This window comes from Flavobacterium maritimum, from assembly GCF_040049085.1.
Taxonomy (GTDB): domain Bacteria; phylum Bacteroidota; class Bacteroidia; order Flavobacteriales; family Flavobacteriaceae; genus Flavobacterium; species Flavobacterium maritimum.
Window position 1 is genome coordinate 658,900 of sequence record NZ_JBDLZY010000001.1, and the last position, 15,160, is coordinate 674,059.

A 15,160-nucleotide genomic window follows, 5' to 3' on the forward strand; every position below is an offset into this window, starting at 1 on the left:
GATATAAAAAAAGTCCTCGAATTTCGAGGACTTTTTTATGAAAGTAAGATTTAAAACTTTAAACCTTATACTTTTTTAGCTTCTTCTTTTCGTTCTAATAAAGCCATATAAAAACCGTCAAAACCAGACTCAGAAGCCAGTATTTTTTGGTCTTTTATAAAATTAAACTGCTTACCAATGTCAGTAGTCAGAAAACGGGCTACTTGTTCTTGATTTTCAGATGGTAAAACAGAACAGGTTGCGTAAACTAATTTTCCGCCTGGTTTTACAATTTTAGAATAACTTTCTAAAACTTCCGACTGTACTTTGCGAATATTATCAATGAATTCCGGTTGTAATTTCCATTTGGCATCAGGGTTTCTTTTTAGAACTCCTAATCCACTACATGGCGCATCAATCAAAACACGATCTGCTTTTTCATGTAATTTTTTGATCACTTTTGTGGAATCAATAATGCGATATTCAATATTGAAAGCTCCATCTCTTTTGGCTCTCAATTTCAATTGCTTCAATTTACTTTCATATAAATCCATAGCAATTAACTGACCTTTGTTTTCCATCAGAGCGGCAATGTGCAATGTTTTTCCGCCAGCGCCAGCACAAGTATCTACTACACGCATTCCTGGTTTTACATCAAGGAAAGCGGCAACCAATTGTGAATTGGCATCCTGAACTTCAAAAAAGCCTTGTTTAAAAGCATCAGTAAGGAAAACATTGGCTCTTTCTTTTAGTACCAAAGCGTCCGGCTGATCTTTTAAATATTCAGTTTCAATGTTTAAGTCCATCAAGATTGCTCTTAATTTTTCCTTAGTCGTTTTTAGGGTGTTTACTCTAAGGATCACTTTAGCAGGTTGGTTTTGAGCTGCTATTTCAGTAGCCCAAACTTTTTCGCCTAATTCTTTAACTCCCAATTGATCCATCCAATCAGGAATAGATTCTTTTAGAGCTCTTATTTTTGAAAGCTCATCAAATCGTCCTTTTATTTTTCGTTCAGGTGTCCCTTCTAATTGTCTCCAATCAGGAATTGGATAGCCTCTTAAAACGGCCCATACTGAAAACATTCTCCAAAGATTATCTCTGTCAAATGGCTCTTTTACTTCAGCAATCTCTGCGTATAGTCTTTTCCAACGTACGATTTCGTAGATGGTTTCTGCAACAAATTTTCTGTCGGAGCTTCCCCAACGCTTATCTTTTTTTAAGGATCTTGCTACCACTTTATCGGCATATTCACCTTCATTGAAAATGGCGTTTAAGGCATCGATGGTAGTATAAACTAAATTTCTGTGTAATCTCATTTTAAATAATTGAGGTGCAAAGGTACTATTAATTGATTTGAAAGTTAAATTTTAAATAATTAATGTTGTTTTTAAATTTTTGAGCAAAAAAAAACACTGTTCAAAACAGTGTTTTTTTGAAAATTATATTTGTTATTTAACTCGTGTTAATCCAATATTTTCTGGAGCATGAAGTACCATTGGGAATTTTTCTATTTTAACAGAGCTACTGTCTAAACCAAATGCTCTTTCTTCGGATAAACTTAGTTTTTTAATAAAGAAATAAGAATTCATGATTAATTTTTCATGCCACAACAAATCACTGTCATTAGAAAGGAACTTTTCGGACAATACAAATTTGAAGTCACCAATAATATTATTCTTATTCAAGGATTCGTAACGGCTCGTAACGTCAACTTCTCCTTTTTTCACCATGTCTTTAATTACTTCTTTAAACATCAAGTTTATTTTTGTAGGTTCTCTAAAACCTAAATTAAAGTCGACACGATACAAATCGTCTTTTACAATTTCGGTAACCTTGTATTCCGTTTTATAGGGTTCTGTTAAAATGTTTACGTGAACAAACCAGTAAATATCAGCCCTTTTAGGTCTTTTTTGTAAAATAGAATACATTACTTTTTCCTCTATTTCATCTGTTCTGCCGGCATTTGTCATATAAACTAAATGAGTAGCATATTTAGGGATAGATAAATCAGCGCTCAATTCAACAAGTACTTTTTTGTAGTCTTCAATTTTGACAATTTTAGTATAACTCTTGTTGATTTTCTTAGCCAAATACCAAATCGTCATTACTGAAATCAATAATATGGCTATGAAAAGTGTTACATAACCACCTTCGGCAAATTTTGTGATGTTGGCGGCAAGAAAACTAAATTCAATTAATAAATAAATAGTTATTAATGGCATGAAAAAATACAATTTTACTCTTTTCATTATCAGATAATAATTGAGTAGAATAGTGGTCATTATCATGCATAAAATAATTGCCAAACCGTAGGCGTGTTCCATGTTGCTGGATTCTTCAAAGTGTAAAACGATTCCCACACACCCTAAAAACAATAACCAGTTTATTGATGGGATATACAATTGCCCTTTTAATTCGGTTGGGTATTTAATTTTAACTTTTGGCCAAAAATTTAATCGCATAGCTTCATTTATAAGTGTAAATGATCCACTGATTAATGCTTGCGAAGCGATTACTGCAGCAAGGGTAGCGATTACAATTCCTATAGGTTGAAACCAATCAGCCATTATAAGATAGAATGGATTTCCATTTTTTCCTCCAAGGCTCTGCAAAGTTTCTCCTTCGTGGTGAATTAGATAAGCAGCTTGACCGAAATAGTTAAGAACTAAAGCTGTTTTTACAAAGATCCAACTAATTCTGATGTTTTTTCTTCCGCAATGTCCCATGTCTGAATATAATGCCTCAGCTCCTGTGGTACATAAAAAAACAAACCCAAGTACAAAAAAACCATCAGGGTGAATAGTCAATAAGTGGTAAGCGTAGTAAGGATTCAGTGCTTTGAAAACTTCAGTGTGTTGTGCTATTTGTAAAGTTCCTAAAATGGCAAGCATACTGAACCAAATCAACATAATTGGAGCGAAAAATTTGCCCACCAACTTGGTCCCAAATTGCTGTATGGTAAAAAGTATAAAAAGGATTCCAATAACAATAGGAACCGTATTTATTTCTGGAGAAAATGTTCTGATTCCTTCAACTGCGGAGGATACAGAAATAGGAGGTGTTATTATTCCATCGGCGAGTAAGGCACTCCCTCCAATAATGGCGGGGACAATGAGCCATTGAATTTTTGTTTTTTTGACCAAGGCGTATAAAGCAAAAATTCCTCCCTCACCATGATTGTCAGCACTAAGGGTAATAAGTACGTATTTAATAGTAGTTTGAAGTGTAAGCGTCCAAAAGACACACGAAACGCCTCCCAAAACGACATCGGCATCAATAATATGACTACCAAGAATGGCTTTCATTACGTATAAAGGTGATGTACCAATATCACCATAAATTATTCCTAAAGAAACTAATAAACCGCCTAATGTTAATTTAGTATGGAGGTCTTTATGCGATGCGCTCATGAATTTTTTTTAAAAAACTTTTCAAAGTTAATGCTTTCTAATAAATTATAGGGAAATATGGATAAAAAGATAAAAAAAAACACGGTCATATTGACCGTGTTTTCAATTCCAATTTATTTCTTGAATTTAAGATCTTCTGGAGTTATTTCTTGAAGAAGAATTATCTCTTTGGGATTCAGTTCTTTGTGAGTTTTGTTCTCTGGAAGAATTTCCTCTATTTTGGGAATATTCTTTTTGAGTTGCTGCTCTTTGTGGAGTTGCTTCTCTAGAAGAATTTCCTCTGTTTTGTGAGTAGTCTTTTTGAGTTGCACCTCTTTGCGAAGTCGTTTCTCTTGAAGAATTCCCTTTGTTTTGTGAATAGTCCCTTTGAGAGACCGTTCTTTGAGTTCTTTCTTCTCTTGAAGGGCTAGTTTTATTTTCTGAATAATCCCTTTGAGAGTTTACTTCTTTGGATGGACTTGTTCTGTTTTGAGAATAGTCTCTTTGATTGTCTTTTCTTTGTTCTATTACTTCTCTGGAAGAATTTCCTCTATTTTGTGAATAATCCCTTTGAGAGTTCACCTCTCTTTGTGAATTTGTTCTGTTTTGAGAATAGTCTTTTTGATTTACTGTTCTTCTATTTGAATAACCAACTTCGTTCTTATAGGATACGTTTCGAGAGGATCTTCTTTGATCCAATTCGTAACGATTGGCAACATTCGAATTTCTTTTTGAAAAAGAGTAATTTGGATATTGTCTTTCATAGCCATTAGAGCGTCTGGAGTTATATATATATGGAGCATTATAACTTCTTCTATAACTTACGTAATTGTAATAGTTGTTTACATTCAAACAATGGTTAATGTTATTTCTATATCTGTAAACTGGGTAAGGATTCCATGCATAATAGTAAGTTGGGTAGTAATTCCAGTACCAATTTGAATAATACGGGCGATAATTAGATAACCAGAATGAAGCGTAAATTGCAGGTCTGCTATAATAAACCGGTTCGTAAATGTAATTTTGACCATACATATAGACATCACCAACAACTTGTACATGGACTCTGTTGTATTTATCTTTTTCAACATCAATTGTTGCTATATCTTGATAGACATCGCGATCTAAAACAGCTTGGATAATAATAACATGTGTGCGTTTTTCAACGGTTTCAATAACTCGCAAATAATCTACTTCATTATCATTATTTAAATCTAAATTCGATATTTGAATTTTAGGATCATTTAAGCGTCTTTCAAAATCCTGTAAATTTTGTGAATCACCAAAAATGGAGGCAACGGCCCGTAAGTCTAAATTATCGCTAATTTCAGAATTCATCGCATTTATAGTGGTTCTGTCTTGTGCTTGAATTTGTGTTGCAAAAATTGATGTCAATGCAGTTAATAAAAGTAATTTAGTTTTCATGGCAGTGTATTTAAGTTTAATACTTCCAATAATCCAATTACTGTGCCAATAAATAAAAGAAACAATTTGGATTCTTTAATTTAATTGTAAATTAGCTACCAAAATTAATCTTAAAAATGAAGAATATTATCCTGATCCTATTCGTGTTTTTCGCTTTTTTATCTTGTAAAACAGTTGATTATAAAATTAAAAATGAGCAGAACGGGGTTTTTAATACGGTTGAAATAGATACTTTGTTTCAAGATAAAATTAGTATCAGAGCAATCGTTTTTGACGAAAATAAAGTGTGGTATGCTGGAGATAAATCCAGATATGGTTTTTTTGATTTAAAAGAAAATAAGAAAACTGAAAACCATATTGTAAAAGATAGTTTGAAATTAGAGTTTAGAAGTATTGCTAAAACCGCTGATTATATTTTTATATTGAATGTAGCTAATCCAGCTTTGCTTTATAAGGTTTCAAAAGACAATTTGGAGACAAAATTAGTTTATCAGGAAAACCATGAAAAGGTTTTTTATGATAGTATGCAGTTTTGGAATGATAAAGAAGGAATAGCAATAGGAGACCCGATTGATAATTGCTTTTCTATTATAATAACTAGAGATGGAGGTAATTCGTGGCATAAAATTTCTTCCGAAAAATTGCCAAAAATTTATGAGGGTGAAGCGGCTTTTGCGGCAAGCAATACAAATATTGTAGTAAAAGGAAAGAATACTTGGGTTGTTTCAGGAGGTCAAAAAGCAAGGATTTTTTATTCGGCTGATAAAGGGAATTCATGGACAGTTTATGAGACACCAATTGTTCAAGGGGAAAAAATGACAGGAATTTTCACTGCAGATTTTTATGATGCGAAAACAGGATTTATAGCAGGTGGAAATTATGAAATTCCTGCTCAAAATTTTGATAATAAAGCGGTAACTTTTAATGGAGGGAAAAACTGGAATACCCTTGCCCAAAATCAAGGATTTGGTTACACTTCCTGTGTGCAATACGTTCCTAATAGTTATGGAAAGGGATTAGTCACGGTAGGGGCTTCCGGATTGTATTATTCTTCAGATGGAGGTAATTTATGGAAACAATTATTGGCTGACCCGAATCTTTATACGATTCGTTTTATTGATAATAATACTGCAGTTGCCGCAGGAAGAAATAAAATGATTCGTATCCATTTTAAAAAATAAAAACCCTAAATAATGATAACTCATTATTTAGGGTTAGATATCCAAATGATGAAAAAAGTATTTTATTGTTTTCTGGAGCCTCTGTCTCTATATTGATGCAGTAATTTTCTATTGAAATCCTCCTCAGATTTCTTTAATTGTATAATTTTTGTAGCTGGCAGAATCTTTTTTAATGTGATTATGAATTTTTTTCGCAACAAAAATAATTCTTCTTCTGTACTTTCAATTTGATTTAAAAAAGCAATGGCTTCTTTTTCGGTCATTTTTTCAATTGATTCATCATTCATTCTCCTCATAAAGGCTTTCATTTTTTGATGTCTCAATTCAAATTGTTTGTCATCAAAAGTGTTATAGACCGGCCAGAATTTTTCAGATTCACTAGCCGTTAAATTAAGTTCTGTCGTTAGGAAAGCTACTTTTAGAGCTTTAATTTGTTCTTTTTTTTCTTTCATTCCTTCGCCTTGGGCGTAAAAACTAAAAGAAACGAGAAACAGTAGTATTGGGAATATTTTTTTTAGTTTCATTGTTCTCTTTTTTGTGTTCAGTTTCAATTTATAAATTAGATATTATTCAAGAATAAGACGCTCCGTATCTGAATTTGTTGTCAATATATCTTCAATGGTTTCATCTTCCAAAGGGATTGTAGTTTTGATTCTGTTAATGTCTTCAGCTTCCAATTCGCTTATTAAATCATATTGATTCATGCTGGATTGATAGGTTATATAATTCTCTAAAGTGCTTTCGTCCAGTTCTTTTGAGTTTGTTGAAAAGAGAGTGTAAATGGGAATCATCATTGCTACAACTAAAATTGCAGCTACAGCCATAAGGATTATTTTTCTTTTTTGAAAAAGTGAAATTACTTTAGCTTCATTTTCAGGTAATTGTTGCATTATTTTAGCTGAAAAATTTTCAAAGTAATTTTCTGGAGTTTTAAATCCAGATTCAATTTTTGGTTCGTCTTCTAATTTAAATGTTTTCATAATTGTTCATTAGACTTCATTAAACAAAAAAGGTTTAAGCAGTTGTTACAAAGGATTCAATTTTTTTTACGGCATGATGATAAGAAGCTTTCAAAGCACCGACAGATGTTCCTAATATTTCTGATATTTCTTCGTATTTGAGTTCTTCAAAATATTTCATTTTAAAAACCAATTGTTGTTTTTCAGGTAGAGTTGCAATGGCTTTTTGTAGTTTTATCTGAATTTCATTTCCGTCAAAAAAAACGTCAGCTTTCAAATTATCAATGGTCTTGTTCTGTAATGCTTCCGAAGTAATACCGTTTAATTTTGCCTTTTGATTTATAAAAGTGATTGCTTCATTGGTAGCGATGCGATACATCCATGAAAAAAGTTTGCTTTCTCCTTTAAAATTTTTTAAATATTGAAATACTTTTATAAATGTATTTTGTAAAACATCATCCGTATCATCGTGATTCAAAACAATATTCCGAATGTGATTATATAAAGGCTTTTGATAGGTGAACAAGAGTTTTTGAAACGCTTCATTTTGCGTTTTAGGGTTCAATAGCTCTTGTATAAATTCCTTTTCTTCTTGCAAAGCTTTTATTTGTGTAGTTAGAACGGAATTTATCAAAAAGGTTTAAAATTATTATTGAAAAAATATTAAAATTCGGAAGGAACCTCTTCTTCAATTTTCGGAGTTTCTATAACTTCTGTTTTAGAAGTGATTACTCTTGGTTTTGAAGCGATTACTTTTGGTTTTATTGGAAAGTAAATTTCGGTAGTCCATTTTGAAGGGTTTTTTACCTCTGATTTACCAATAGTGTATATTTCAAGATGTGAAAAGGACGGATCAGCAACCAGATGGTTTGTTTTGAAATATTCAGTTGCTTTATCTAATGCCTTTTTATTATGTGAATAATCACCTTTCAAAGTTGTTTTTACCGCCACAAAGGAATTTAGCTTACCAGATAAAATATCGCTTCCTTCGCTGGTGAAAATCCCTTGTTTAATAGGTACACAAAATGACAGTTTTGTTAATCCTTTTACCAAATCATAGGTATGGTAGATTACAAATGGTTTTCCGTTAAGTTCTATATTGTTTTGGGTACAAAACTCAATAATTTTAGGAAATACAACTCTAGTATTTTTGGTGACATCTGAAATTTTACTGGTGAATGTTTGCTTTAAATAAAAAGTTTCCAATTTTTTTACCAGACCATTTACTTTTACGGCATAAGTCTTAATTTCATAATCCAAACGTTTGTCTAAATTAGTTAGGCTTTTTTCATATATTCTTCCTATTACCTTATCCGCCCCCCCGTTAAGTGCTGTGTAAATTTTAAATACAAAACTCATTTTTCCCGTCGTTTTCCAAGTAACCTTTGTTCCACCTAATGTGTCTTTAAAAGTCCAATAAACATCTGAAGAAGTCCCATCATAGTCCATTTTTTGGGCTATACTGTCATTTTCTTTTACGAAGAGAGTTTTCATATTACCATTACCGTCTTTACCTTCCCAAGAAAAGGCACTTCCTACACCGATTGTCTTTTGCGAATAAGTGATTTTCATTTCTGAATCATTATTAATCCACGTGCTAAAATCTTCCCAATTTCTATAATCATTCACATAGTTATACACTGCTGATCGAGGCGAATTGATTACTTCGCTTCTTTCCACACTGAAATTCCCTTTTTGAGTTGCCACAAAAACAGATAATGAAACTAGACTAAGTATAAGTAAAAGAAATAAATATTTTAAAATTCTCATGATTGGGGTGATGTTTTGTTTTGTAAAGTTAAAAATTTTATTAATATGCTATAGTAAGTATTAAAAAATTAAAAAAAATCATACTTTTTGAACCTTTTTTCTAAAACTAAATTTAGAAATTGAAAAATTGGGATTTAGAAGTAAGGAATTTTAAATCAAAGGCTTGTAAATTTTTTATCGGGCAACCGAACGTATTATTGTTATATTTTGTTTTAAAATCATGTATATTTGTTGGATATTAAACATTTAAAGATCGTTAATGATGAAATTATTTAAAATTGCTGGGATTTTTATGACTGTTGCAGTTTCATTTATTTGTAATGCACAAGAGAAAAAGACTGCTCAAGAAGCTCCATTTGATTACGTTGTTGAGCAATTTGCAGACATTAAAGTGTTGCGTTATCAAATTCCTGGTTGGGAAAATCTTACGCTTAAAGAACAGGCACTGGTTTATTATCTTACACAGGCAGGAACATGTGGTCGCGATATTATGTGGGACCAAAATTATAAGCACAATCTGAAAATCAGGAAAGCATTAGAACATATTTATCAAAATTATTCGGGGGATAAAACGACTTCAGATTGGAAAAATTTTGAAATCTATCTAAAAAGAGTTTGGTTTTCTAACGGAATTCACCACCATTATTCCAGTGATAAAATTAAGCCGGCTTTTACAGAAGCGTATTTCAAAAGCTTGTTAAAAGAAACAAAGACAAATTTGTCACCGACAATTTCAGCTATACTATTTAATGATGTTGATTCTAAAAAAGTAAATTTGGATGAATCAAAAGGTTTATTAGAGGGTTCGGCAATAAATTTTTATGACAAAGGGATTTCAGCAAAGGAAGTAGAAGCTTTTTATTCTAAAAAATCAAGTCCAGATCCACAGAAACCTTATTCTTATGGTTTGAATTCTAAATTGGTTCGCAATTCAAAAGGGAAATTGGAAGAAAAAGTTTGGAAAAGCAAAGGTATGTACGGGGCTGCGATTGATAAAATTATTTTTTGGTTAAAAAAAGCGAAAAGTGTAGCTGAAAACCCAAAACAAGGCGACGCATTGGGATTACTTATCAGTTATTACAAAACTGGAAGTTTGCAAACCTGGGATGATTATAATATTGCCTGGTTACAAGCAACAGAAGGAAATATTGATTATATAAACAGTTTTATCGAAGTATATAATGATCCTTTAGGGTATCGTGGCTCTTATGAAGCTGTGGTGCAAATTAAAGATTTTGATATGTCTGCCAAAATGGAAGTTGTGTCTAAAAACGCACAATGGTTTGAAGATAATTCTCCTTTGATGCCAGAACATAAAAAGAAAAATGTTGTGGGAGTATCTTATAAAACAGTTGTTGTTGCAGGAGAAGCTGGTGATTCTTCACCAAGTACCCCTATCGGTGTGAATCTTCCAAATGCAGATTGGATTCGGGCAGAACATGGTTCTAAATCAGTTTCTTTGGGGAATATAATAGATTCTTATGCTAATTCTGGAGGAAAAGGGAAATTAAAGGAATTTGCAAACGATGAGGAAGAGATTGCCTTGTCAGAAAAATACGGTGAATTGGGAGATAAATTGCACACTGCTTTACATGAAGTGGTTGGTCATGCATCTGGTCAAATAAATCAAGGGGTAGGTACTCCAAAAGAATCATTAAAAAGTTATGCCTCCACACTTGAGGAAGGAAGAGCAGACTTGGTTGGTTTATACTATTTGTACAATCCAAAATTACAAGAATTAGGTTTGGTTGATGATTGGAAGAAATTAGGAACGGAGTCTTATGACAGTTACATCCGCAATGGATTAATGACGCAATTAGTCCGTTTGGAATTAGGTGCGAATATTGAAGAAGCACACATGAGAAATCGCCAATGGGTGAGTGCTTGGGTTTTTGAAAAGGGAAAAAGTGAAAACGTAATTGAGAAAATAAGCCGTGATGGTAAAACATATTTTAATATTACGGATTATGACAAATTGCATGATTTATTCGGGCAATTATTGCGTGAAGTACAACGTATAAAATCTGAAGGGGATTATAATGCAGGAAAAGCATTAGTGGAAGATTATGGTGTAAAAGTAGATCAAAAATTACACGCTGAGGTATTAGAACGTAACAAACAATTTGATTCGGCGGCTTACAGCGGTTTTGTAAACCCTGTTTTGGTTCCTAAATTGGACAATAAAGGAAATATTATGTCTATTGAGGTACAGCAGCCTAAATCTTTTGAGGAACAAATGTTGAATTATTCCAAAAACTTTGGGTTTTTGCCTTTAGAAAATTAATTACAACAGTTTATTATAAAGAAAAATGCCCGCTGTATTGTGGGCATTTTTTATTTGAAAAAGAAAAACTAACGTTTGAAAAATATTTTTATCAGGAATAAAATAGCGATAAATATTCCAAAACCGATTAGAATCTTATAGTTTCCTTTGTAAAAAAATTGATGAAGCGTTGCATCTTTTCGGTAGGCAAAAATCATTGCAATAACAAAAGCAACAAAGAAACAGCCAGCAAAAATTAATTGTCCTTGACTAAACATAGTTTAAATTATTTGCGACAAATTTAGTTAATTGTTCAGGAATAGTTACTAATTTTCCGCTTCATTTAATCAAATAAAAATATGCAAAAACAAATTAATGCCGTTAAGGAATTTCACACTGCATTTAGAATAGGACATAGTGAAACTCCAAGAGCCGATTTGGGTGAAAGTAAAAATACACTTCGTTATCATTTGATGAAAGAAGAGAACGAAGAATACCTTGAAGCTGTTCAGAATAATGATTTAGTAGAAATAGCGGACGCGTTGGGAGATATGATGTATATTCTTTGCGGAACAATCATTGAACACGGATTGCAACATAAAATTGAGGAAGTTTTTGACGAAATTCAGCGAAGTAATATGAGTAAATTGGGTCAGGACGGAAATCCAATTTATCGCGAAGACGGAAAAGTTATGAAAGGTCCTAATTATTTTAAACCTGATTTTTCCAAAATCCTTGATGTTGAATAATAAGGTTTTCATACAGTTTAAAATAAGGCATAAAAAAAGCGATTTTCAATTGAAAATCGCTTTTTAATACACTATTAGGTAATGTTATATTTTAACTGTCCATCCAAAAGTATCTTCTGCCAGCTTATTTTGAATATTAGTCAGTTTTTCTTTCAGTTGGATAGCAACTGAGTTTTCAACTTTCGGTAATTCATAGTAAACATCTTTATATGAAAATCCGGAAATTGGGCTAACTACAGCTGCGGTTCCTGCTCCAAAAATTTCTTTCAAGCTTCCATTTTTAGATGCTTCAACTAGTTCAGATACTAGAACAGGACGAATTTCTACATTTATACCTTCACTTTTAGCTAAATCGATTAGTGTTTTTCTGGTAACACCATCAAGTATTCTTTCGCTTGTAGGGGCGGTAAGTAAAGTATCATTGATTCTAAAGAATACATTCATTGTACCTGCTTCTTCCAATTTGGTATGTGTTGCATCATCAGTCCAAATTACTTGTTGGAAACCTTCTTTGTTAGCCAAGTTCGTTGGATAAAACTGTGCTGCATAATTTCCGGCAGCTTTAGCAGCTCCGATTCCACCATTTGCAGCTCTACTAAAATGCTCAGCAATAAGGACCTTTACATCACCTGAATAATAAGATGTAACAGGAGATAAAATAATCATGAATTTATATTCATCTGAAGGGTTCGCAATTACTCCAGTACCGGTCGCAATCATAAACGGTCTGATATACATGGCATTTCCTTTCCCTTTTTTTACCCAAGCTTCATCTAATTTTAATAATTGATTCAGACCGTTCATAAATATTTCTTCCGGTACTTCTGGCATAGCCATTCTTACAGCAGATTTATTAAAACGTTTGTAATTTTCATCAGGTCTGAAAAGCCAAATATCATCTTTGTCATCTTTGTATGCTTTCATTCCTTCAAAAATGGCTTGACCATAATGAAAAACTCTTGTAGAAGGATCTACTAAAAAGGGAGCATACGGCTTAATGACCGGTTTTTGCCACTCACCATTTTTAAAATCACACTCGAATAAATGATCTGTAAAAACAGAACCAAAGCTTAAGTTTCCAAAATCTACCCCATTTATTTTTGAAGTAGGAGCTTTTATTATTTCAATTTTGTTAGTTTGAGTTGTACTCATGATAAAGAATTATTTTTTATTGTATTTCAAGTTTAAAGCAATTGCTTATAAACATTGATTTGTTATGAATGATAAAATTAATGATTGCAAAATTAAGTAAAAATCAACAAATTCCTTGATAAAATACTATTAATTATGGCATTTAACTGTGATTTATTTATATTTTAAAAAATCTAGTAAATTATAGTCAAATTATATGAAATACTTAAAAATATATGGGGTTTTTAGAATGAAACGTTTTTTGTTTTGACTAAATTTGACCTGGCAAAATAGTGTTAATACAATGATTAACCTCAAAATATAACTTTGAAAAGAGAAATTATTCGCACGCTTGACGGGTCGACAACAATTCACTTACAGGAATGGGACGAATGTTATCATTCGAAACACGGTGCGATTCAGGAAGCTCAACATGTTTTTATAAAAAATGGTCTTTCATTATTCGAGGGCAAGTCGGTTTCTATTTTGGAAATAGGATTTGGTACCGGATTGAATGCATTTATTACTTTTTTAGAATCGAAAAAACTGCATCAAGCTATTGATTATGTTGGAGTGGAAGGGTATCCCGTTTCTCCAGATGAGGTTCTTTCCATGAATTATGTTACGGAATTGGATGCTGATAATGAAAGTGCAGTTTTTGAAAAAATGCATGAAAGTAATTGGAATGAAAAAATAGTCTTAAGAGATGATTTTTATTTGACTAAAAGAAAGCAGTTGTTTGATGAAATTGATGATTTAGAAAAATTTGACCTTATTTATTTTGATGCCTTTGGTTATAGGGTGCAACCGGAATTGTGGAGTACAGCAATTTTTAAAAAAATGTATGATGCTCTTAAACCAAAAGGAAAACTGGTTACTTATGCAGCACGTGGCGTAGTAAAAAGAAGTATGATTGAAGTGGGATTTACAGTTGAAAAACTACAAGGACCACCCGGAAAAAGAGAAATGTTCCGTGCCAGTAAGATTTAAATTTTTTTCTTTCTTCATTAAATAAAAAGCAAAAAAATACGTTAAATAAATAGGTGATACATATAAATAATGTATTTTTACATAACGTTAAAATCAAGATCTAACCCCAAAATCTTAATTTATTATGTCTAAAATAATGTTTGATTACACTAAATCAATTCTAGAAAGAGTAAGTTTTGATCCTATACTTTTTTGTAAAGAGTTAGAAAAAGCCATCAAAACACTGTTACCATACGAAATGGAGCAATTACGAGAATGGTTATTAAATTTTACGATTGAAAAGCCAGAATTGAAACAATGTTTGATTATTGTAAATCAATAAGGATAATAAAAAAAGGAACCAAATGGTTCCTTTTTTTATTTCTTTTGAAGCGGGCTTATAATTTGTACATTCTGAAAGACAATAGCGCCTTTTATTACACCGGCAATTGTGCTTCTTAATGCATCAATGATTTGGATTTTTAATTCGCTTTTTGGAAAAATCAAACTGACTTCTCTAGCAGGTTTTGGTTCTTTGAAATGACGAAGTTTTACTTTGTCAGATTCTTTTAAGTCTAAGGTGTGCAAATAAGGTAAAAGTGTAGTGCCCAAACCTTCATCTGCTAATTTTATTAAAGTTTCAAAACTTCCGCTTTTTATCTGAAAATGATTGGCTTCATTCCTGCTTTCATTTTTGCATAAATTCAATATTCCTTCGCGGAAACAATGCCCATCTTGCAACAAAAGTATTTCATCAAGATTTAAATCAGAGACTTCTATTTCTTCTTTTTGAAAATTTCTGTGAGTTTCCGGGATATAAGCCACAAATGGTTCAAAGTACAAAACGATTTCCTTGATTTTTTCTTCTTCTAACGGAGTTGCCGCAATCGCAGCATCCAAATGGCCGTTGTTGAGTTTTGTAATGATTTCTTCAGTATTTAACTCTTCAATGATAAGTTTTACTTTTGGGTATTTTTTTATGAAATTATTCAAAAACATAGGCAACAAAGTAGGCATGATCGTAGGGATTATTCCTAATCGGAATTCGCCACCTATAAATCCTTTTTGTTGCTCTACAATATCTTGAATTCGATCTGCTTCATTAACAATATTTTTGGCTTGATTGACAATTTTTTGACCAATATCAGTAAGTTGAATTGGTTTTTTTGTTCGATCAAATATCTGAATACTTAACTCGTCTTCTATTTTTTGAATTTGCATGCTTAATGTCGGTTGCGTTACAAAACATTTTTCAGCAGCAAGAGTAAAATTTTTATGTTCGGCTACCGCCAAGACATATTTTAATTGAGTAATTGTCATTTTATAATAATTTCTGATGCAAATA

At 32.0% G+C, this 15,160-nt stretch carries 14 protein-coding genes; 5 read left to right on the top strand and 9 right to left on the bottom strand.

Annotation, left to right across the window (positions count from 1 at the left end; genetic code table 11):
* Positions 1-65 precede the first annotated feature (65 nt).
* From ABEB23_RS02930 to ABEB23_RS02940, 3 genes are all read right to left on the bottom strand, one after another.
* Positions 66-1,295 carry an RsmB/NOP family class I SAM-dependent RNA methyltransferase gene (locus tag ABEB23_RS02930; protein WP_348810879.1) on the bottom strand — a complete coding sequence of 410 codons (1,230 nt, stop codon included), beginning with the start codon at positions 1,293-1,295 and terminating at the stop codon, positions 66-68.
* 132 nt (positions 1,296-1,427) lie between these two features.
* Positions 1,428-3,389 (bottom strand): KUP/HAK/KT family potassium transporter, encoded by a 1,962-nt coding sequence (locus ABEB23_RS02935; protein WP_348810880.1) that lies wholly within the window; start codon positions 3,387-3,389, stop codon positions 1,428-1,430.
* A gap of 126 nt (positions 3,390-3,515) precedes the next feature.
* The gene (locus ABEB23_RS02940) at positions 3,516-4,793 is read right to left on the bottom strand and encodes a hypothetical protein (protein WP_348810881.1); all 1,278 of its coding nucleotides are present in this window, start codon (positions 4,791-4,793) and stop codon (positions 3,516-3,518) included.
* A gap of 116 nt (positions 4,794-4,909) precedes the next feature.
* Here ABEB23_RS02940 and ABEB23_RS02945 point away from each other — a divergent pair, with 116 nt between their 5' ends.
* The gene (locus tag ABEB23_RS02945; protein ID WP_348810882.1) at positions 4,910-5,974 is read left to right on the top strand and encodes a WD40/YVTN/BNR-like repeat-containing protein; all 1,065 of its coding nucleotides are present in this window, start codon (positions 4,910-4,912) and stop codon (positions 5,972-5,974) included.
* Between the two features lie 62 nt (positions 5,975-6,036).
* Here the strand turns inward: ABEB23_RS02945 and ABEB23_RS02950 are convergent, their stop codons facing one another.
* The 4 genes from ABEB23_RS02950 to ABEB23_RS02965 all read right to left on the bottom strand — a co-directional run bounded on the left by ABEB23_RS02950 (position 6,037) and on the right by ABEB23_RS02965 (position 8,703).
* Complete coding sequence (locus ABEB23_RS02950; protein ID WP_348810883.1) at positions 6,037-6,498, bottom strand: sensor of ECF-type sigma factor; 462 nt, start codon at positions 6,496-6,498, stop codon at positions 6,037-6,039.
* Positions 6,499-6,540: 42 nt separating this feature from the next.
* A complete protein-coding gene (locus ABEB23_RS02955; protein WP_348810884.1) occupies positions 6,541-6,954 on the bottom strand; it encodes a hypothetical protein in 414 nt (137 codons plus the stop codon).
* 34 nt (positions 6,955-6,988) lie between these two features.
* Positions 6,989-7,531: an RNA polymerase sigma factor gene (locus ABEB23_RS02960; protein ID WP_348811126.1), complete on the bottom strand. Its 543-nt coding sequence runs from the start codon at positions 7,529-7,531 to the stop codon at positions 6,989-6,991.
* A 65-nt stretch (positions 7,532-7,596) separates the two neighbouring features.
* Positions 7,597-8,703, bottom strand: coding sequence for an SRPBCC family protein (locus ABEB23_RS02965; RefSeq protein WP_348810885.1), 1,107 nt, complete (start codon positions 8,701-8,703; stop codon positions 7,597-7,599).
* Positions 8,704-8,965: 262 nt separating this feature from the next.
* Here ABEB23_RS02965 and ABEB23_RS02970 point away from each other — a divergent pair, with 262 nt between their 5' ends.
* Complete coding sequence (locus ABEB23_RS02970; RefSeq protein ID WP_348811128.1) at positions 8,966-10,987, top strand: dipeptidyl-peptidase 3 family protein; 2,022 nt, start codon at positions 8,966-8,968, stop codon at positions 10,985-10,987.
* Positions 10,988-11,325: 338 nt separating this feature from the next.
* Positions 11,326-11,715 (top strand): pyrophosphohydrolase domain-containing protein, encoded by a 390-nt coding sequence (locus ABEB23_RS02980; protein ID WP_348810887.1) that lies wholly within the window; start codon positions 11,326-11,328, stop codon positions 11,713-11,715.
* Positions 11,716-11,799: 84 nt separating this feature from the next.
* Here the strand turns inward: ABEB23_RS02980 and ABEB23_RS02985 are convergent, their stop codons facing one another.
* Positions 11,800-12,867 carry a branched-chain amino acid aminotransferase gene (locus ABEB23_RS02985; protein WP_348810888.1) on the bottom strand — a complete coding sequence of 356 codons (1,068 nt, stop codon included), beginning with the start codon at positions 12,865-12,867 and terminating at the stop codon, positions 11,800-11,802.
* A gap of 306 nt (positions 12,868-13,173) precedes the next feature.
* On the opposite strand from ABEB23_RS02985, the gene mnmC2 reads away from it, so the two are divergent.
* Together mnmC2 and ABEB23_RS02995 are read left to right on the top strand one after the other, a co-directional pair.
* The gene (gene mnmC2, locus ABEB23_RS02990; RefSeq protein WP_348810889.1) at positions 13,174-13,836 is read left to right on the top strand and encodes a tRNA (5-methylaminomethyl-2-thiouridine)(34)-methyltransferase MnmC2; all 663 of its coding nucleotides are present in this window, start codon (positions 13,174-13,176) and stop codon (positions 13,834-13,836) included.
* 124 nt (positions 13,837-13,960) lie between these two features.
* Positions 13,961-14,158 (top strand): hypothetical protein, encoded by a 198-nt coding sequence (locus ABEB23_RS02995; RefSeq protein ID WP_348810890.1) that lies wholly within the window; start codon positions 13,961-13,963, stop codon positions 14,156-14,158.
* A 35-nt stretch (positions 14,159-14,193) separates the two neighbouring features.
* Here the strand turns inward: ABEB23_RS02995 and ABEB23_RS03000 are convergent, their stop codons facing one another.
* Positions 14,194-15,135, bottom strand: a complete 942-nt coding sequence (locus ABEB23_RS03000; RefSeq protein ID WP_348810891.1) for a LysR substrate-binding domain-containing protein — start codon at positions 15,133-15,135, stop codon at positions 14,194-14,196.
* Between the last annotated feature and the right edge of the window lie 25 nt (positions 15,136-15,160).